Raw genomic sequence first — 17,898 nt, 5'->3', positions numbered from 1 at the left:
AAACGTTTCGTCGGCTTCCAGTCATTTCTGGACCAACGCCCGGGCGCCTCGCCCGGGCTTTTTTGTGCCAAACGGAACTTTTCGACCCCCTATATCTTGATGCAGACTATAGCGCCGCGCGTCGTTTGGACGCGCAAAGGACGCTTTGGTTCGGCGCATGATCCTTTCCGAAATCGATTTCGATTGTCGGGTCATGCGCCGAGACAGCGTGTCTGACCGAGAGGGGACATTTGTTCATGAATATTCTGCTGAAACGCATTCTCGACCGCCTGGTGCGCACCGGCAATCTCAAGGTCACCGGACCGAAAGGCCTCTCCGTGACTTTCGGTGACGGCAGCGGCGATCTGGTGCACATGCACATCAAGACCACGCATGCCGAGCGCGCCATCAGCTTCGATCCGATGCTGGCGGTGCCGGAAGCCTATATGGACGGTGAGCTCGACATACTCGAGGGCGGCGTGCTGGGGGTGATGCGCATCGCCTTCCAGAACATGGATAGCGGCGGCATCGATGCCACCTGGTCGAAGGCGATAGAAGGCCTGCGTCACGCTTTCCGCCGCCTGCAGCAGATCAACACGGCGGCGCGCGCGCGCCGCAACGTGCAGCGCCACTATGATCTGTCAGGCGACCTCTACAGACTCTTCCTCGACGACGACATGCAGTATTCCTGCGCCTATTTCGAGCAGCCTGACATGACGCTCGACGAGGCGCAGGCAGCCAAGAAGCGCCATGTTGCCGCCAAGCTCAGGCTGAAGGCCGGCCAGACGGTGCTCGACATCGGCTCCGGCTGGGGTGGGCTCGGTCTCTATCTCGCCAAGTCCTTCGACGTCGACGTGCAAGGTGTGACGTTGTCGACAGAGCAGCATGGCGTCGCCACCGACCGCGCCCATGCGCAAGGCCTGGAGAACCGCGTGCATTTCGAAGTGAGGGATTACCGCGAGCTCAACGAGCGCTTCGACCGCGTCGTCTCGGTCGGCATGTTCGAGCATGTCGGCGTCAACCACTACCGCACCTTCTTCGACAAATCGGCGACGCTCTTGAAGCCGGACGGCGTCATGCTGCTGCACACGATCGGCCGCTCCGGCGCGCCGTGGGCAACCAGCGCCTTCATCCGCAAATACATTTTCCCGGGCGGCTATGTCCCCTCGCTCTCGGAAGTGATGCCGGCGATCGAAAAGTCGGGCCTCATCGTCACCGACATCGAAGTCCTGCGGCTACATTATGCCGAGACGCTGAGACATTGGAGCCAGCGCTTTGCCGCCAACCGCGACAAGGCCAAGGCGATCTATGACGAACGGTTTTGCCGCATGTGGGAGTTCTATCTGGCAGCCTCCGAAGCCGCTTTCCGCTGGCAGGATCTGGTGGTCTTCCAAATGCAGATCGCCAAGAAGAACGACACGCTGCCAATGTCTCGTGACTATATGGCCAAATGCGAGAAGGCGTTGCAGCTGCGCGACATGGGGCATCGTCCAAAAGCCCCTGCCGCCAAGCCCGCCCGGCGCCGCAAGGTGGCGGATATGGAATAGACCGCCGGCGATCACGCCATTGCCGCTTGCCATTGCCGGCCCACACGCTGAAAAAGGTCTCGCCGTCGCCGCGAGACTTTTTTCATGACCTATCTCATCTACATCGTTGCTGCCCTTGCCGAGATCGCCGGCTGCTTTTCGATCTGGGCGTGGTGGCGGCTGGAAAAGTCGCCGCTGTGGCTGGCGCCAGGGCTGGTCTCGCTCGCTTTGTTCGGCTTCCTGCTGGCGCTGGTAGCCATCAGTGCTGCGGGCCGCGCCTATGCCGCCTATGGCGGCATCTACATCGCCGCCTCGCTCGGATGGCTGTGGCTGGTGGAAGGCGTGCGCCCCGACCGCTGGGACCTTGCCGGTTCCGCGCTCTGCATCGTTGGCGCCTCGGTGATCCTGCTCGCACCTCGGGGTGGCTGAGCTATGGAACTGCCTATCCCGCTTCGACAGGGCGTCGAGCGCCTCCTCGAAAAAGTGCCGCTGCCGACGCTGAAGCAAGCGGCAAAAACGCTGTCGGACCGCTATCGCGCCGAACTGCGCGACGGCCGCCTGCATATGGCCGAGGAGATCGCGGTCAAGGCCTATCTGGCGACGCGGCTGCCGGCGACCTATGCCGCCGTCCGTGCCAGTCTCGATGCACTCAGCGAGGCAAGGCCCGATTATGCACCCAAAACCCTGCTCGACGTCGGCGCCGGCCCGGGCACCGTGCTTTGGGCTGCGCTCGATCTCTGGCCCGACCTCGAGCAGGCGGTGCTGATCGAGGCGAGCGCCGCGGTGCGCCGGGTCGGCGCGGCGCTTGCCACTGAGGCGATGACGGCCAGGATCGCCTGGCTGGCCGGCGATGTCACCATCGACCTTGCCGATCTGGGGCCGGCCGAACTGGTCACCTGCGCCTATGTGCTGGACGAGATCGGACCGGCGTCGCTGCCAAAACTCATCGACCGGCTCTGGCACCTGACCTACGACACGCTGCTGGTCGTCGAGCCGGGCACGCCGGCCGGATGGCAGCGCATCCTTGCCGTGCGCCGGCAGCTGATCGAGGCGGGCGCGCACGTGCTTGCGCCTTGCCCGCATAAGTCACCCTGCCCGCTTGCGCCGCCCGACTGGTGCCATTTTTCGCGCCGCGTCGCGCGTTCGCGTCTGCACCGGCTGGCTAAGGACGCCGACGTGCCATGGGAGGACGAGAAATTCATCTATGTCGCCGCCTCCCGCCACGCCGTCGCCCCACCGCTGGCGCGTGTGATCGCACCGTCGAAATCAGGCTCGGGCAAGGTCCTGCTGAAACTTTGCGAAAGGGACGGCGGTGCCGACGAGAAACTGTTCACCAAGCGCGACGGCGAGATGTTCAAGGCCGCTCGGCGGCTCGACTGGGGCGACGCGCTGCCTGAGTGATTGGCAGCTATTTTCCTGTTTTGTTCTCGCCCGAGAACGGCTAGGCTCGCCGTCTTGATTCGAGTCAATCAAGATTCTTTCCACCGAAAAATCTTGGCTGTGAATCGCGGGCACCGAAGCTGATTGAATGAAGACTGATGCAGATAAGTCATCACCGACCTATCCCGTTCTGATATCGAGAGACCGGCATCGAAATCGGGGACGTTATGGCAGAGGCAGCACGAAAATTCGGCGTGGCGGAAACACCGCTCTATCGCGAGGCACCGAACAACATCGAGGCCGAGCAGGCGCTGCTCGGCGCCATCCTCGTCAACAATGACGCCTTCTACCGCGTTTCGGATTTCCTGAAATCCGGCCATTTTTACGAGCCGCTGCACAGAAAGATCTTTGAGGTCGCCGCCGAGCTCATTCGTATGGGCAAGATAGCAACGCCGATCACACTGAAAACCTTTCTGCCGGCCGACGAGAGGGTCGGCGACATGACGGTTGCGCAATATGTGGTACGGCTGGCTGTCGAGGCGGTCACCGTCGTCAATGCCGCCGACTACGGCCGCGCCATCTATGATCTCGCCACGCGACGCGCCCTGATCACCGTCGGCGAAGACATGGTCAACATCGCCTACGACGCGCCGGTCGACATGTCGCCGTCCGAGCAGATCGAGGATGCCGAGCGGCGCCTGTTCGAACTGGCCGAGACCGGCCGCTACGATGGCGGTTTCGAGAGCTTCACCGACGCGGTCAAGACCGCCGTCGACATGGCCAACGCCGCCTACATGCGCGACGGGCACCTGTCGGGCGTCGCCACGGGCCTGCGCGATCTTGACCGCCGCATGGGCGGCCTGCAGCCGTCCGATCTGATCATCATCGCCGGCCGCCCCGGCATGGGCAAGACCTCGCTTGCCACCAACATGGCCTTCAACATCGCCGAAGCCTATGTGCCGGCGCAACAGGCCGACGGTTCGTTCAAGGCGGCAAATGGCGGCGTCGTCGGCTTCTTCTCGCTCGAAATGTCGTCGGAACAGCTCGCCACCCGCATCATTTCCGAACAGACCGAAATCCCGTCGTCGAAAATCCGCCGCGGCGAGATCAGCGAAATGGATTTCGAAAAGCTGGTCGCCTGCTCGCAGACGATGCAGAAGATCCCGCTGTTCATCGACCAGACTGGCGGCATCTCGATCGCCCAGCTCTCGGCGCGGGCGCGGCGGCTGAAGCGCCAGCGCGGCCTCGACGTCATCGTCATCGACTATATCCAGCTGATGCAAGGGTCGAGCGCCAAATCCTCGCAGAACCGCGTGCAGGAGATCACCGAGATCACCACCGGCCTGAAGGCGCTGGCCAAGGAGCTTGCCGTGCCGATCATTGCGCTGTCGCAGCTGTCGCGCCAGGTCGAAAGCCGCGACGACAAGCGCCCGCAACTTTCGGATCTGCGCGAATCGGGTTCGATCGAGCAGGATGCCGACGTGGTGATGTTCGTCTACCGCGAGGAATACTATCTGAAGAACCGCGAGCCGAAGCCGGGCACCGACGAATACATCAAATGGGAACACGAGATGAACGAGATGCGCGGCAAGGCCGAGGTCATCGTCGCCAAGCAGCGCCATGGACCAACCGGCTCGGTCAGCCTCGCCTTCCAGGGCGAGTTCACCCGCTTCTCCGACCTCGCCGAGGAGCATCATATTGCGGAGAGGTTTGAGTAGGCATGGGTAAGCGTTTCAGGTTTTCTGTCCGCCTGACTCTCGTGCTCGTCAGCGCGGCTGTCCTGCCTGACGTCGCTTCAGCTTGTTCAATGCCTGCAAACTGGACGCCACAACGAGCATTTGCTGAGGCGGCCCTGGTGTTCCGAGGCTTGGTGACAGCCACAGAGCTTAGTCCGACAAAGCTTGGAATTGTCGCAGCCGATGAGGGTGATGGTCGGATACTGGTTAACGTTCGCTACGAGACAATGGAGGTGTTCAAGGGCAACCCGGAACCGAATGGTGTGATCTCCACGACCACTTTGATCATGGGCGGATGCGGCGTACCTGTTCTGGCTGGGCAAAATTTCTTGTTTTACGTCGACGCGATTGATGAGGAGACGCGAAAAACGCAGCCTGAGTTTGCAGGCCAAACACAAGGCATGATCTCCATTTACGACAGCCAGATGCTATCGCCCAATCCGCAGTTGCTCGATGAGTCGCTTGCCGAAGTACGCGCTCTCGCCAAGAAACACTGAATTGTATCCGCGCTCGCCAAATCCCGGCCGAAAATGCGGACGTTCGCGATCCGCCTCCCTTCTAAGGTATGCGAGATTTCATGGCTAAATCCCGCATCCAGTTCATCTGCCAGAATTGCGGATCGGTGCATCAGCGCTGGGCCGGCAAATGCGATGCCTGCGGCGAGTGGAACACGCTGGTCGAGGAAGGCACGTCCGGCGGCATCGGTTCGGGGCCGGCCAATACCCGCAATGCGCGCAAGGGCCGCGCCGTGGTGCTCACGACTTTGTCCGGCGACATCGAGGACGCGCCGCGCATCGTCTCCGGCATCGGCGAGCTCGACCGCGCCACCGGCGGCGGTTTCGTGCGCGGCTCGGCCCTTCTGGTCGGCGGCGACCCCGGCATCGGCAAGTCGACGCTGTTGACCCAGGCTGCCGCAGCACTGGCGTCCAAGGGCCACCGCATCGTCTACGTCTCGGGCGAAGAGGCGGTTGCCCAGATCCGGCTGCGTGCTCAGCGGCTTGGCGTCGCCGATACTCCGGTGGAGCTTGCCGCCGAAACCAATGTCGAGGACATCCTCGCCACCATCGCCGACGGCAGGCGGCCGGACCTGGTGATCCTCGATTCGATCCAGACCTTGTGGACCGACATGGCCGATTCGGCACCCGGCACCGTCACCCAGGTGCGTGCCGCCGCCCAGGCGATGATCCGCTATGCCAAATCCACAGGGGCGGCGATTGTGCTCGTCGGCCACGTCACCAAGGAAGGCCAGATCGCCGGGCCGCGCGTCGTCGAGCATATGGTCGATGCGGTGCTTTATTTCGAGGGCGAAGGCGGCCACCACTACCGCATCCTGCGCACGGTGAAGAACCGCTTCGGACCGACCGACGAGATCGGCGTGTTCGAAATGTCTGATATGGGTCTGCGCGAGGTCGCCAATCCATCCGAGCTTTTTCTCGGCGAACGCCATGCGAAAGCGCCGGGCGCCGCGGTTTTCGCCGGCATGGAAGGTACCCGGCCGGTGCTGGTCGAGATCCAGGCGCTGGTGGCGCCGTCGTCGCTGGGCACGCCGCGTCGCGCCGTCGTCGGCTGGGACGGTGCCCGGCTGTCGATGATCCTCGCCGTTCTCGAAGCCCATTGCGGGGTCCGCTTTGGCACGCATGACGTCTATCTCAACGTCGCCGGCGGCTACCGTATCTCGGAGCCGGCTGCCGATCTGGCGGTGGCGGCCGCACTGGTTTCCTCACTCACCGGTCTTGCCCTTCCCGCCGATTGCGTCTATTTCGGCGAAATCAGCCTTTCGGGCGCCGTAAGGCCGGTTGCGCATGCGCAGCAGCGCCTGAAGGAAGCCGAAAAGCTGGGTTTTGGAAGCGCGGTTCTGCCCTTGGGCAGCGAGGAACTTGCCGGGGGGATAGGGGCCGGCGCTTTCCAGCCCACCGAGCTTGCCGATCTCGTGGCGCGCATAGCCGGCTCACGGCGCAGCCGCGCCGACGAGCAAGAATGACGCGGCTCATGAAGTGGGGCAAAAGACATGCCGATTACGCTGCTTGACGGAATTCTCGTCGGCTTCACCTTGGTCTCGGCGATGCTCGCCATGGTTCGCGGCTTTTCGCGCGAGGTCCTATCTGTCATCTCCTGGATAGCGGCGGCCGCGGCAGCGTTCTTTTTCTATCAACCGGTCCTGCCTTACGTTCAGCCCTATGTCGACAATGAGAAGGTTGCCATGGTGGTGGCCGCCGGCATCGTCTTCATCGTCGCGCTGATCGTCGTCTCGATCATCACCATGAAGCTCGCCGACTGGATCATCGATTCCAGGGTCGGCGCGCTCGACCGCACGCTTGGTTTCCTCTATGGCGCAGCGCGCGGCATCCTGGTCGTCGCGGTGGCCCTGCTGTTCTTCAACTGGCTGGCCGGCCCCAAGGCTCCGGGCTGGGTCGCCGATGCCAAGTCGCGGCCGCTGCTCGAATCGATCGGCGCCAAGCTCGAAAGCCTGCTGCCCGAGGATCCGGAAAACGCGATCCTCAACAGGCTCAATCCGAATCAGCCGGCACCCGAGACCGGCGCCGAGACACCTCCGGCAGCGGACGCACCCGCGGCGGACGCGCCGGCAACCGGCGACGATGCTCCGGCGCCCGACGGCAGCGAGACCGACGCGCCACCGGCCGACAATGCACCGGCCAATCCGGCGCCGGCAAACTGACGATTATGTGAAGGCCGCAAACTCTACGTTGCTCTTGAGCCGTCATCACACTATATAGCGACTTTAGCGGAGCTGAAGATGGCAGACGCAGACGACGTGCTTTCCGCCGAAGCTGACGATCATTTCCATGACGAATGCGGTGTGTTCGGTATTTTTGGCCGGCAGGACGCTGCCGCTATCGTCACGCTCGGCTTGCATGCGTTGCAGCATCGCGGCCAGGAAGCGGCTGGTATCGTTTCCTATGACGGCACCCAGTTCCATGTCGAACATCATGTCGGCCTGATCGGCGATACGTTCACCAAACAGCGCGTCATCGACAGCCTGCAAGGCAACCGCGCCATCGGCCACACGCGCTACGCCACCACCGGCGGCGCCGGCCAGCGCAACATCCAGCCGTTTTTCGCCGAGCTCGCCGATGGCGGCTTCGCCGTCGCCCACAACGGCAACCTCACCAACGCCATGACGGTGCAGCGCGCGCTTCAGAAACAGGGCGCGATCTTCTCGTCGACCTCCGACACCGAGACGCTGCTGCATCTGGTCGCCACCAGCAGGGAACGCGATCTCAACTCGCGCTTCATCGATGCGGTGCGCCAGGTCGAAGGTGCCTTCTCGCTGGTGGCGATGACTTCAAAGAAGATGATCGGCTGCCGCGATCCGCTCGGCATCCGGCCGCTGGTGCTCGGCGATCTCGACGGCGCCTGGATCCTGGCTTCCGAAACCTGCGCGCTCGACATCATCGGCGCGCGTTTCGTGCGCGACCTGAAGCCCGGCGAGATGGTCGTCGTCACCGCCAAGGGCATCGAGAGCCTGTTTCCGTTCGAGCCGCAGAAGACCCGCTTCTGCATCTTCGAATATGTTTATTTCGCGCGTCCGGATTCGTCGGTCGAGGGCCGCAACGTCTACGAGGTGCGCAAGCGCATCGGCGCCGAGCTGGCGCTCGAAAGCCCGGTCGAGGCCGACATCGTCGTGCCGGTGCCGGACAGCGGCACTCCGGCGGCGATCGGCTTTTCGCAAGCCGCGGGCATCCCGTTCGAGCTCGGCATTATCCGCAATCACTATGTCGGCCGCACCTTCATCCAGCCCGGCGATTCGATCCGCCACATGGGCGTCAAGCTCAAGCATAACGCCAACCGCCGCATGATCGAAGGCAAGCGCGTGGTGCTGGTCGACGATTCGATCGTGCGCGGCACCACCAGCCAAAAAATCGTGCAGATGGTGCGCGATGCCGGCGCCAAGGAAGTGCACATGCGCATCGCCTCGCCGCCGACGCGCGCTTCCTGTTTCTACGGCGTCGACACGCCGGAGAAATCGAAGCTGCTGGCGTCGCGCATGTCGGTGGAAGAGATGGCCGAGTTCATCCGCGTCGATTCGCTCGGTTTCCTGTCTATCGACGGGCTCTACCGCGCCGTCGGCGAGGCCGGCCGCGACAATGAGCAGCCGCAATTCTGCGACGCCTGCTTCACCGGGCAATATCCGACCCGGCTTGCCGATTTCGAAGGTTCGGACAATGTGCGCACGCTGTCGCTGCTGGCGGCGGGCGGGGCGTAGGATTGCCGGAACACCAGTTGCCTTCCCGAGTTTACCCCCCTCTGTCCTGCCGCACATGTCCGGCAGGATAGAGGGGGTGTTTTCACGCCTGCTCACGGAGGCCTCGCATGATCCCTGCCACTAGTCTCGACCTGTCCGGCCGCGTCGCGGTCGTCACCGGCGCCTCGCGCGGCATCGGCTACTTCATCGCCCTGGAACTTGCCGCCGCTGGAGCGCACGTCATCGCGGTTGCCCGCACCGTCGGCGGACTGGAGGAAGTCGACGACCAGATCAAGGCAACGGGCGGACAGGCGACGCTGGTGCCGCTCGACCTCGCCGACATGGCCGGCATCGACCGGCTGGGCGGCGCCATCCATGAGCGATGGGGCAAGCTCGACATCCTGGTCGCCAATGCGGCGGTGCTCGGCGTCATCTCCCCGATCGGCCATGTCGAGGCCAAGACTTTCGAGAAAGTTATGACCATCAACGTTACCTCGACATGGCGGCTGATCCGCTCGGTCGACCCGTTGCTCAGGCTCTCCGACGCAGGCCGTGCCATCGTGCTTTCCTCCAATGCCGCCCATTCGGCGCGGGCCTTCTGGGCGCCCTACGCGGCGTCGAAGGCGGCAGTCGAGACGATGATGCGTTCCTGGGCGCATGAGACGGAAAACCTGGCACTCAGGGTCAATGCCGCCGATCCCGGCGCCACCCGCACCGCCATGCGTGCGCAGGCGGTGCCCGGTGAGGATCCGGAGACGCTGCCGCATCCCCAGGAGATCGCCAAACGCATCGTGCCGCTGGCCAGCCCTGCGCTTAAGGAAACCGGGCTGATCTTCCAGGCCAAGCACAACCGCTTTGTTGCCTACCGGCAGCCGGAGTAGACGCCTCGCGCATTTCGACGGAAGAATTGCGCCGCCGCCGACGTTATTGGAATGCCAGATTTTCCGAAACGGAGGACCACCATGCGCAGACTGCTTCTCGTCACCGCCGCTGCATCGCTGGCAGCCATCGGCGTCGCATCCTCGCAGGATGCGACGATGAGCTTCTTCGTCACCAGCGTCGGCTCGGGCAATGGCGCCGATCTCGGCGGCCTCGCGGGCGCCGATGCGCATTGCGCCTCGCTGGCTGAAGCCGCGGACGTTGCGGGCAAGACATGGCGCGCCTATCTCTCGACCAGCGACACCGACGCGCGCGATCGCATTGGCAAGGGACCGTGGTTCAACGCCAAGGGCGTCAAGATCGCCGACGATGTCGCTTCGCTGCATAGCGATGCCAACGCCATCACCAAGCAAACAGCGCTCGACGAAAAGGGCGAAGAGGTCAACGGCCGCGGAGACAAGCCCAACCGGCACGACGTGCTGACCGGTTCCAAGCCCGACGGCACGAAAATTGCCGACCAGACCTGCGGCGGCTGGACGCTCAGCGGAGCGGAAGGCGCGGCAATGACGGGCCATCACGACCGCACCGGTCTCGACGATTCGGCCGCCGCCAAATCGTGGAATTCCTCGCACGCTTCGCGCGGCGGCTGCAGTCAGGAGGCACTGAGGAGCACCGGCGGCGACGGCCTGTTCTATTGCTTCGCCGTGAACTGAGCCGGCCCAACAAACGCAGAACATCACGCTGGCGTGGCGACCCACCGCGCCAGGCCGCGCTTTCGCTGATCGCCCGGAGTTGATAGGATCCCCCGACTCCCACAACAAGCGAGGAAATTCTATGGCTTCGAGCGTAGCGCTGGTCTGGTATCTGGTGATTGCCGGCCCGCAAGGCGGCATGGTGGTGCTGCCCAGCACGTTCGACACTCGCGAACAGTGCGCCTTCGCCGTCACCGAATATCAGAAGCAGCCAACGCCGGCCGGCTGGTCGGTGCAGTGCGTGCCGAGCGCCTCGCCGTTCGCCGACGAGGGCGAAAGCGAGTAGCCGGCGGCGCGCGTTCAGCGCTGAGCGCTGACCGTCAGTTCCGGCCTCGTATTGATGGTCTGAAACACCACGCAATAGCGTTCGGTCAGCTTGAGCAGCGTGTCGACGCGCTCTTGTGGCTCGTCGGTGTCGAGGCCGAAAATCAGCCGGATGGCGCGGAAGCCGACCGGCGCATCTTTTGCCACGCCTAAAGTGCCGCGAAAATCGAGATCGCCTTCGGCCTCCACGGTGGCGGCGCCGAGCTTGAACTCCAGTGCCGTCGCCACCGCCTTCAGCGTTACGCCAGCGCAAGCGACCAGCGCCTCCAGCAGCATGTCGCCCGAGCACAGTTCGAGCCCGGAACCGCCGGTAGCCGGATGCAGACCGGCAACGGCGAGCGCCCTGCCGGTCTCGACCTTGCAGGCGATCGACTGGTCGTCGACCGAGCCCTTGGCCCGAAGCGTGATCAGCGCGCGCGATGCGTCCTCGCGATATGCCTCCTTGAGCGGCGCCTGCATGGCCTTCAGTCCGGTGGTGTCCATGTCCAACCCTTTTCGGCAGTCAGCTTTATCGCTCGTCAGGATACTCGAATAGAACCGGTCTCGATTTCACGACATTTGGCTTGGACTGCCAAGCTGTCCAGACATTTGCCGTGTCGTTAGACTTGGTCCCCTTTCATGCGACCCGGGGCCGCCACGCGATGACGCCATCCGTCCGCGCCCGCACCTCGGGTGAGGCCAGGCAGGTGGCGACGGCCTCGTAGCCGTGAGTGCCGGGGTACCGGGCGACGTATGTTGGCGGGCTGTGATTGGCGGGGCAGAGGATGATCGCTTCGTCGGTGCCGACAGCCGCCAGGTCGAGTATCGCGCAGGAGCGCGTGAGCAGAAAAAGCGGTCGACCGCCGGGGCCGCGGCGACGCAAATGGGCAATCAGGGCTTCTTGCGAGGCGTGATCCAGCCCCTGTTCGATCATGTCGACGACCAGGATGGCCGACCTTCGGCTTCCAATCCGGCGAGTAGAGCGATCATTGCGTCGGACACCACGGCGCCGTCCTCGACCAGCCAGGCCAGCGTCTGATCAACTCGCGACCTGAGAGCTGGGTCGGCGTCCACGCGAGCCAGAGCCGCCGTACAGCCATTCGCCAGTCGGTCCAGGCCAAGGAAGGCGGCGTCAGGCAATGTCTCGGCCAGACGCTGCGCCAGCCGGGTCTTGCCACTGCCCAACGGGCCGATGATGTAGTTCAGCGGTCGGATCTGTCCCAGTTCGAACCGCTCGCCTCCCCAAGGCCAGGGAAGGTCGAAAGCGACGCTGAGCGTAGCCTCTGGCGCCAGCAGGCGCGCCAGTTCCCCGGCGCTTGGCGCTTCGCCTCGAGCGAGGTCGTCCCGCAGGCTACCGATCTTCTCTATTACGCCGACAAGCTGGCGCAGCCGGCTCTCGAGTACCGCCTGGTGTGCGGCCAAGGCCGGCTCCATGCCCCGGGAGTCACCCTCCAACACCCGCGCCACTTGGGCCAGGCTGAAGCCAAGCGCGCGCAGGGCCGCGATCTCGGCGGCGCGGCTCATTTCGACAGGACCGTAGGCGCGCCATCCGGCCGCAGTGCGGATCGGAGCGATCAGGCCGCGCTGCTCATAAAGCCGCAGGGCCTTGGCCGACACCCCGAGCCGGCCGGCGGCTTCGGAAGCGTTCAGGAACTGGGCGGAAGAGTTCATGAATCACCTTGTTGCTGTTGACCGCCTTTCTATCGGGGCTGACCCCGGGGCCGAGTCAACAGGGATGTTCGCGGTCCGCAGGAGCCGTGGAGAGGCAAGATCACTTCGTGTCGAACTGACACATCGGCTTTGATGAGATGAATCGACTTGCAAAAGGGCATTTCCGCAGCGGCTGCAGGATACGGCAACCCCTGCTGACAGTACGGTGTCAGGACAAAGCAGCATAGTGTGGTGACATGACCGGATTCCTAACCATGCCTGACACCGCTGCCGAGCGCACCCTTGGCATCATCCTGGTTTCGGCGTCGGCGGCGGTGTTCGGCCTGACCGGCGTATTGACCAAGTCGATCCATGGCGATCCGCTGACCATCACCTGCTGGCGCGGCTTCGTCGGCTCGATCCTGATCAGCCTCTACGTGCTTTGGCGGCGCCGCCAATCCGGTGGGCGTGAAAGCCTGCGCCTCGGCTGGCGCGGCTGGCTGTTGGCGATCGAGGGCGCGCTAGCCAGCATCGCCTTCATCTCGGCGTTCAAATTCACCTTCGTCGCCAATGTTGCGATCATCTACGCCACTGCGCCCTTCGTCACCGCGCTGCTTGCCTTCATTCTCGTTCGTGAGCGCTTCCGGCTGCAGACGCTTGCCGCCGCCGCCGTGTCGCTCAGCGGCGTGGCGATCATGGTCTGGTCCGGCTTCGGCACCGGCCATCTGTTCGGCGACGGGCTGGCGCTGCTGATGACAATCGGCAGCGCGCTCTACATGATCATGGTGCGGGCTTTCCGCGACACGCCGGTGGTGTGGGCCGGGGCGGTGTCGGCATTCCTTTTGTTCGTGCTCGGTTGGTTCGTCACCGATCCATTGGCCGTCTCGGCCAGGGACGCAGTGTTGCTCGTCGCCTTCGGCACGTCGTTCGCGCTGGCCTCTATTCTGTGGACGGAGGGCGCGCGGCTCATTCCGGCTGCCGAATCCGGCCTGCTGGGCTCGGCTGAAGTACCGTTCGCGATCCTGTTCGCCTTCCTGTTCCTGGCCGAGGTCCCGCCAGCCGCCAGCATGATCGGCGGCGCCATCGTGCTCTGCGCGGTGTTCGCCCATGCCGGGCGCGACTGGCAAGCGGCCAGGCAGCGCTCTGCCTGAGAAAAATCTGCCGCCGAATAAATTTGCGGGGTGCAAATAAATTAGCAAGGTCATGGAACCATCAACAGGTTCAGGCATTGTTGGCTTTGACGGGTCATCCAAGTCCCCCCAAACCCCTCGGCCCGTCTAACCTATAGCCGATCGCAAGGTCGGCTTTTTCTTTTGCGAAATCAGCTTGGTGCGCCTGCCAAGGCAAGGTTGCCGCTGAACAGCGCAGCCAGATCCTGAGCCGGGGGCTCGGCATCCTGGCGCAGCCGGATGGCGAACTCGGCGGTGGGAACCGGCGGCAGGCCAAGGTCGCGCGGTGCCTCGACGATGCCGGAATGGGCAAACCGCGCCGTCCGCAGCGTCAGAGCGATACCGGCATTCACCGCCGTGCGCAGCCCGGCCAGGCTGGCACTGCCGGCGGCGATGCGGTAGCGGCGACCTGCCCTGTCGAGTGCAGCGATCGCCGCTTCGCGAAAGCCGCAATGCGGATCGAGCAGCGCCAGCGGCAGTTCGTCCTGGTGTGTGGCCAAGCCTCTTTGCGAACAGAGCCACATCATCGGTTCGCAGAGCACGCCGATCTCGTCCGGCGCCGGAGCCTGTCGCATGGCGACCATCAGATCGAGGATGCCGGTTTGCAGTGCCTCGGCCAATTCGGCGGAGCGGCCGACGCGCAGTTCGATCCTGACGCGCGGATAGCTCGCGGCAAAGGCCCTGAGCAGCTCCGGGAGGCCGCTGTCGGCGAAATCTTGTGTCGTGCCGATGGCCACGCGCCCATCCGCTCGCACGCCCTTGAGGGCCAGCCACGCTTCGCGATGCACAGCAAGGATGCGCCGCGCATGACCGACCAGATCCTCGCCCGCCGGCGTCAGGACGCGCCCTCTTCCCTGCGGCACCAGAAGTGGTTCGCCGACAATATCCTCAAGCCGCTGCATCTGCGTGGTCACCGCCGACGCCGAGCGCCCGACAAATGACGCCGCCTGCGCCAGCGAGCCGCTGTCGACGAAGGCGAGAAAGGTTTTGAGGAGGTCGGGGTCGAGCATTGTGATAATTCGACAGTATCAAAGTTTTCCCTAAAAACAATTCGATTTTCATAACGCAAGGCGATGGCAAAGATCTCCGACGGCGAAGAGACGCCGCGTAACCCGAGGAGAGAAATTATGCCGATCATCAATGTCAGCGTCACGGGCAAGCCCGATGCCGCTTTGTCCGCCGCCATCGCCAGGCAGGTGACCGAACTGACCGCCACGCATTTGCGCAAGGATGCGACGATCACAGCGGTGGCCATTTCCTACCATGACCCCGAGCACTGGTTCGCCGGCGGCAAGTCGTTGGCGGAGCATGACGCCAACAGTTTCTGGCTCGACATCAAGGTGGTCGACGGCACCAACACCAAGCTTGAGCTGGAGGCCTATCTCAAGGCGCTCTTCCTTGGCTTTGGCAGCCTGCTGGGCAAGGTGCATGAGGAGAGCTATGCCTTCGTGCATGAAGTCCCGGCCGCCGCCTATGGCTATGGTGGCAAGACACAGGAATTCCGCTTCATCAGCGGGAGATTGAAGGCGGCGTGAGCCGCCCCCATCAATCCAGGCTCATGCCGCAGGCGCTTTCTCTGCCGCAAGGAAACATAGACACCGCACTTTTCATGGCCGGCCAGGCCAGTAATGCGAAGGTACCGCACCTCCGCATTGACGTTGAGCCCACTTCGTCTAGGTTCTCATCGAAGCGGTCAGGAAGAGCCGCGAGGTTAAAATCTGTTGGGAGAGACGCGGCATGATCCTGACACTGGCGCTGCTTGCGGGTCTCGTCGCGGCCTGGCTGCTGATCGGCGTGGTGGAAAAATTCCGCCTCGGCCTGCGCTTCACGCAGGCGCTGCTCTATGTGCCGTTCAAGCTCGCCTACCGGATTGCCGACGATCGTATCAAGATCGCCCGCAGAACAGCCGCCCCGGTCATTTACGTCATTTCGCACCAGTCGCGCCTCGAACCGGCGCTGATGCTGTCACTGCTGCCGGAAGACACGCTGCACATCCTCGACGAGGTCTCGGCGCGATCGCCCTGGCTCGAACCATGGCGCGAGCTTGGCCGCACCATCGCTTTCAACGCTGAGCATGTCTTCGTCAGCCGCCGGCTGGTGCGGGTGCTGAAGGGCAAGGGCCGCCTTGCCGTCTATCTGCCGGATGCGGTCGAGCCTGATATCAAGACATTTCGCCTGTTTCGCGCCGTCACCCGCATCGCCATGCAGGCCGATGCCCGCATCGTGCCGATCTTCGTCGCCGGCGCGCGCACTCTGCCGGTATCGCTGACTGCGGCGGACAAGGCGCCCCGGCGCTGGTTTCCGCTCCTGTCGATCAGCTTGCTGGAGCCGATGACCATCGCCGAGCTGGTGGCGCGAAACCCTGATCAGTCCTCGAACACCAATACGCTGTTCGACCGTTTCGCCGAAGCCCGGCTTTTCGGCAGCGATCTTGACCGCGGCCTGTTCCTCGCCATACGCGACGCCGCCGACCGAGTCGGCGCCTCGCATCCTATCGTCGAAGACGTGGTCAGCGGCACGCTGAATTACAGAAAGCTGTTCATCGGCGCGCGGGTGCTGGGCCGCCGCTTCGAGGCGGTGACAGCGCCGAATGAAGCGGTTGGAGTGCTGCTGCCCAACGCCAACGGTGTCGTGCAGTCGCTCGTTGGCCTGTTGTCAGCGAGCCGGGTGGCGGCGATGATCAACTACACCGCAGGCCCGGCCAGCGTCACCGCCGCCGTGCGCACGGCGGAGATCCGCACCGTGGTCTCGTCGCGCGCCTTTGTCGACAAGGCCAGCCTCGCTGACATCGTCGCGGCGGTAGAAGAAGGCGGCGCCAGGCTGTTGTGGCTGGAGGATGTGCGGGCCAGCGTAACCGTATTGGACAAGCTCGCCGCCGCCTTGCTGTGGCGCTGGCCGCTGCAGCCGCAGAATGCGGCCAAACCAGCGGTGATCCTGTTCACCTCAGGCTCGGAAGGCACGCCGAAGGCGGTGGTCCTGTCGCACAGAAATCTTCTCGCCAACGCCATGCAGGCTGAGGCCCGCATCACCATCTCGCCGGCCGACATCCTGCTCAACGTGCTGCCGGTGTTCCACTCGTTCGGGCTCACCGGCGGCACTATCCTGCCGCTGGTCACCGGCGTGAAACTGTTCCTCTACCCCTCGCCGCTGCACTACAAGCTGATCCCCGAGGTCGCACGCAAGGCAAGGCCGACGGTCATGTTCGGCACCGACACGTTCCTCGCCAACTATGCGCGCACCGCCAAGGACGGCGATTTCTCCAGCCTGCGCTTCATCGTCGCCGGCGCCGAAGCGGTGAAACCGGAGACGCGCCGCGTCTACCGGGAGCGCTTCCAGGCCGAGATCATCGAAGGTTTCGGGCTGACCGAGGCAGCGCCCGTCGTTGCCGTCAACACCGCCATCCACGGCCGCGACGGCACGGTCGGGCGACTGTTGCCGGGCATGAGCATGAAGCTCGAGCCGGTCGAGGGCATCAGCGGCGCCGGACGGTTATTGCTCAAGGGGCCGAATTTGATGATGGGCTACATGACCTCAGGTCGGCCCGGGGAATTGCAGCCGCTCGACGGCTGGCACGATACCGGCGACATCGTTTCTGTTGACCGCGAGGGCTTCATTACCATTCGCGGCCGGGCCAAGCGCTTCGCCAAGATCGCCGGCGAGATGGTGTCGCTGGGCGCGGTCGAGATGCTGGTGCAGTCGCTGTGGCTGGAAGAGCGCCACGCTGTGGTGGCGGTGCCGGACAAGCGCCGCGGCGAGCGTATCGTGCTGGTCACCACCGCCGATGACGCCGACCCCGATGAATTGCGCAAATTCGGCAGACAAGCCGGCGCCGCCGATCTGATGGTGCCGAACGACATCGTCAAGGTCGAGGAAATCCCGGTGCTGGGCTCTGGCAAGACCGACTACGTCTCGACCCGCAAACTGGCGATTGACCGACTGGGGCTCAGCGCGGCGGCCTAGCGCCTAAAGCGCGTCGCGTCTGGAGGGATTTATGCGACGCGCTTTAAGTTCTTGCTTGAATGCATCTCGTTGTCCCAAAACCGCTGCGCACCTTCGGGTCAGGCCCGAGGGCATGCTTTTGGGCGACATGCATTAGAGGACCACCACCGACAACAGCAGGATGAACCCGACCGCCATCATCAGCAGGCCCGGCCAGTTCTGCGACAGGCCGAGGAAACCGAGGCCGCGCCGCCGCGGCTCAAGTGTCGGGCCTGGCGTTGCAAGATTTGGCGTCGAGGGGGGGGGCGCCGGCCCCCCGCCGGCCCGGGGGCCGCGCCGCGACCCCCCCCCCCCGCCGACCCGCGCCGGGACCTAACCCAC

Annotated in this window: 18 protein-coding genes; 14 read left to right on the top strand and 4 right to left on the bottom strand. The window is 64.1% G+C overall.

All coding sequences use genetic code 11. The annotated features are described in order from the left end of the window. Window positions 1-236 precede the first annotated feature (236 nt). The 11 genes from AC0L15_RS15715 (at window position 237) to AC0L15_RS15665 (ending at window position 10,742) form a co-directional block, all read left to right on the top strand. Window positions 237-1,526: a class I SAM-dependent methyltransferase gene (locus tag AC0L15_RS15715; RefSeq protein WP_473496557.1), complete on the top strand. Its 1,290-nt coding sequence runs from the start codon at window positions 237-239 to the stop codon at window positions 1,524-1,526. Between the two features lie 84 nt (window positions 1,527-1,610). Next, entirely contained in the window at window positions 1,611-1,934 is a 324-nt protein-coding gene (locus AC0L15_RS15710) for a YnfA family protein (RefSeq protein ID WP_287138961.1), read from the top strand. Between the two features lie 3 nt (window positions 1,935-1,937). After that, window positions 1,938-2,906, top strand: coding sequence for a small ribosomal subunit Rsm22 family protein (locus tag AC0L15_RS15705; protein WP_287244095.1), 969 nt, complete (start codon window positions 1,938-1,940; stop codon window positions 2,904-2,906). Window positions 2,907-3,112: 206 nt separating this feature from the next. Then, window positions 3,113-4,603: a replicative DNA helicase gene (locus AC0L15_RS15700; protein WP_023800713.1), complete on the top strand. Its 1,491-nt coding sequence runs from the start codon at window positions 3,113-3,115 to the stop codon at window positions 4,601-4,603. Window positions 4,604-4,605: 2 nt separating this feature from the next. After that, complete coding sequence (locus AC0L15_RS15695) at window positions 4,606-5,118, top strand: hypothetical protein (protein WP_023800714.1); 513 nt, start codon at window positions 4,606-4,608, stop codon at window positions 5,116-5,118. 80 nt (window positions 5,119-5,198) lie between these two features. Then, entirely contained in the window at window positions 5,199-6,602 is a 1,404-nt protein-coding gene (gene radA, locus AC0L15_RS15690; RefSeq protein WP_287321382.1) for a DNA repair protein RadA, read from the top strand. Between the two features lie 27 nt (window positions 6,603-6,629). Then, a complete protein-coding gene (locus AC0L15_RS15685) occupies window positions 6,630-7,298 on the top strand; it encodes a CvpA family protein (protein ID WP_128169263.1) in 669 nt (222 codons plus the stop codon). Window positions 7,299-7,376: 78 nt separating this feature from the next. Next, entirely contained in the window at window positions 7,377-8,846 is a 1,470-nt protein-coding gene (gene purF, locus AC0L15_RS15680; protein ID WP_023800717.1) for an amidophosphoribosyltransferase, read from the top strand. 107 nt (window positions 8,847-8,953) lie between these two features. Then, window positions 8,954-9,706: an SDR family NAD(P)-dependent oxidoreductase gene (locus tag AC0L15_RS15675; protein ID WP_287244100.1), complete on the top strand. Its 753-nt coding sequence runs from the start codon at window positions 8,954-8,956 to the stop codon at window positions 9,704-9,706. 81 nt (window positions 9,707-9,787) lie between these two features. Continuing rightward, complete coding sequence (locus tag AC0L15_RS15670; protein WP_287244102.1) at window positions 9,788-10,417, top strand: hypothetical protein; 630 nt, start codon at window positions 9,788-9,790, stop codon at window positions 10,415-10,417. Window positions 10,418-10,538: 121 nt separating this feature from the next. Next, window positions 10,539-10,742 (top strand): hypothetical protein, encoded by a 204-nt coding sequence (locus AC0L15_RS15665; RefSeq protein ID WP_027152685.1) that lies wholly within the window; start codon window positions 10,539-10,541, stop codon window positions 10,740-10,742. A 14-nt stretch (window positions 10,743-10,756) separates the two neighbouring features. Here the strand turns inward: AC0L15_RS15665 and AC0L15_RS15660 are convergent, their stop codons facing one another. The 3 genes from AC0L15_RS15660 to AC0L15_RS15650 form a co-directional block, all read right to left on the bottom strand. Then, window positions 10,757-11,263, bottom strand: a complete 507-nt coding sequence (locus AC0L15_RS15660; RefSeq protein WP_287244104.1) for an OsmC family protein — start codon at window positions 11,261-11,263, stop codon at window positions 10,757-10,759. A 133-nt stretch (window positions 11,264-11,396) separates the two neighbouring features. Continuing rightward, a complete protein-coding gene (locus AC0L15_RS15655; RefSeq protein WP_287244105.1) occupies window positions 11,397-11,693 on the bottom strand; it encodes a hypothetical protein in 297 nt (98 codons plus the stop codon). After that, complete coding sequence (locus AC0L15_RS15650) at window positions 11,690-12,430, bottom strand: MerR family transcriptional regulator (protein WP_287244107.1); 741 nt, start codon at window positions 12,428-12,430, stop codon at window positions 11,690-11,692. The genes AC0L15_RS15655 and AC0L15_RS15650 overlap by 4 nt, the downstream gene beginning before the upstream one ends. Window positions 12,431-12,684: 254 nt before the next feature. Between AC0L15_RS15650 and AC0L15_RS15645 the strand changes: the two genes are divergently transcribed. Next, window positions 12,685-13,560, top strand: a complete 876-nt coding sequence (locus AC0L15_RS15645; protein WP_287244109.1) for a DMT family transporter — start codon at window positions 12,685-12,687, stop codon at window positions 13,558-13,560. A gap of 170 nt (window positions 13,561-13,730) precedes the next feature. Here the strand turns inward: AC0L15_RS15645 and AC0L15_RS15640 are convergent, their stop codons facing one another. Next, a complete protein-coding gene (locus AC0L15_RS15640) occupies window positions 13,731-14,588 on the bottom strand; it encodes a LysR substrate-binding domain-containing protein (protein WP_473496556.1) in 858 nt (285 codons plus the stop codon). A gap of 117 nt (window positions 14,589-14,705) precedes the next feature. Between AC0L15_RS15640 and AC0L15_RS15635 the strand changes: the two genes are divergently transcribed. Beyond that, complete coding sequence (locus AC0L15_RS15635; protein WP_091590519.1) at window positions 14,706-15,113, top strand: tautomerase family protein; 408 nt, start codon at window positions 14,706-14,708, stop codon at window positions 15,111-15,113. 202 nt (window positions 15,114-15,315) lie between these two features. Beyond that, complete coding sequence (locus AC0L15_RS15630; RefSeq protein ID WP_287244112.1) at window positions 15,316-17,538, top strand: AMP-binding protein; 2,223 nt, start codon at window positions 15,316-15,318, stop codon at window positions 17,536-17,538. The last annotated feature ends 360 nt before the right edge of the window (window positions 17,539-17,898 follow it).

The organism is Mesorhizobium sp. WSM4846, assembly GCF_055811415.1.
This window is presented reverse-complemented; position numbering and strand designations above follow the sequence as displayed.

Excerpts from the sequence above, each read along its gene's own strand:
- AC0L15_RS15715 (WP_473496557.1), top strand. The coding sequence starts at position 237 with ATGAATATTCTGCTGAAACGCATTCTCGACCGCCTGGTGCGCACCGGC.
- AC0L15_RS15705 (WP_287244095.1), top strand. The coding sequence starts at position 1,938 with ATGGAACTGCCTATCCCGCTTCGACAGGGCGTCGAGCGCCTCCTCGAA.
- AC0L15_RS15660 (WP_287244104.1), bottom strand. The coding sequence starts at position 11,263 with ATGGACACCACCGGACTGAAGGCCATGCAGGCGCCGCTCAAGGAGGCA.
- radA (WP_287321382.1), top strand. The coding sequence starts at position 5,199 with ATGGCTAAATCCCGCATCCAGTTCATCTGCCAGAATTGCGGATCGGTG.
- AC0L15_RS15650 (WP_287244107.1), bottom strand. The coding sequence starts at position 12,430 with ATGAACTCTTCCGCCCAGTTCCTGAACGCTTCCGAAGCCGCCGGCCGG.
- AC0L15_RS15675 (WP_287244100.1), top strand. The coding sequence starts at position 8,954 with ATGATCCCTGCCACTAGTCTCGACCTGTCCGGCCGCGTCGCGGTCGTC.
- AC0L15_RS15670 (WP_287244102.1), top strand. The coding sequence starts at position 9,788 with ATGCGCAGACTGCTTCTCGTCACCGCCGCTGCATCGCTGGCAGCCATC.
- AC0L15_RS15655 (WP_287244105.1), bottom strand. The coding sequence starts at position 11,693 with ATGATCGAACAGGGGCTGGATCACGCCTCGCAAGAAGCCCTGATTGCC.
- AC0L15_RS15700 (WP_023800713.1), top strand. The coding sequence starts at position 3,113 with ATGGCAGAGGCAGCACGAAAATTCGGCGTGGCGGAAACACCGCTCTAT.
- AC0L15_RS15640 (WP_473496556.1), bottom strand. The coding sequence starts at position 14,588 with ATGCTCGACCCCGACCTCCTCAAAACCTTTCTCGCCTTCGTCGACAGC.
- AC0L15_RS15630 (WP_287244112.1), top strand. The coding sequence starts at position 15,316 with ATGATCCTGACACTGGCGCTGCTTGCGGGTCTCGTCGCGGCCTGGCTG.
- AC0L15_RS15665 (WP_027152685.1), top strand. The coding sequence starts at position 10,539 with ATGGCTTCGAGCGTAGCGCTGGTCTGGTATCTGGTGATTGCCGGCCCG.
- AC0L15_RS15710 (WP_287138961.1), top strand. The coding sequence starts at position 1,611 with ATGACCTATCTCATCTACATCGTTGCTGCCCTTGCCGAGATCGCCGGC.
- AC0L15_RS15695 (WP_023800714.1), top strand. The coding sequence starts at position 4,606 with ATGGGTAAGCGTTTCAGGTTTTCTGTCCGCCTGACTCTCGTGCTCGTC.
- purF (WP_023800717.1), top strand. The coding sequence starts at position 7,377 with ATGGCAGACGCAGACGACGTGCTTTCCGCCGAAGCTGACGATCATTTC.
- AC0L15_RS15645 (WP_287244109.1), top strand. The coding sequence starts at position 12,685 with ATGCCTGACACCGCTGCCGAGCGCACCCTTGGCATCATCCTGGTTTCG.
- AC0L15_RS15635 (WP_091590519.1), top strand. The coding sequence starts at position 14,706 with ATGCCGATCATCAATGTCAGCGTCACGGGCAAGCCCGATGCCGCTTTG.
- AC0L15_RS15685 (WP_128169263.1), top strand. The coding sequence starts at position 6,630 with ATGCCGATTACGCTGCTTGACGGAATTCTCGTCGGCTTCACCTTGGTC.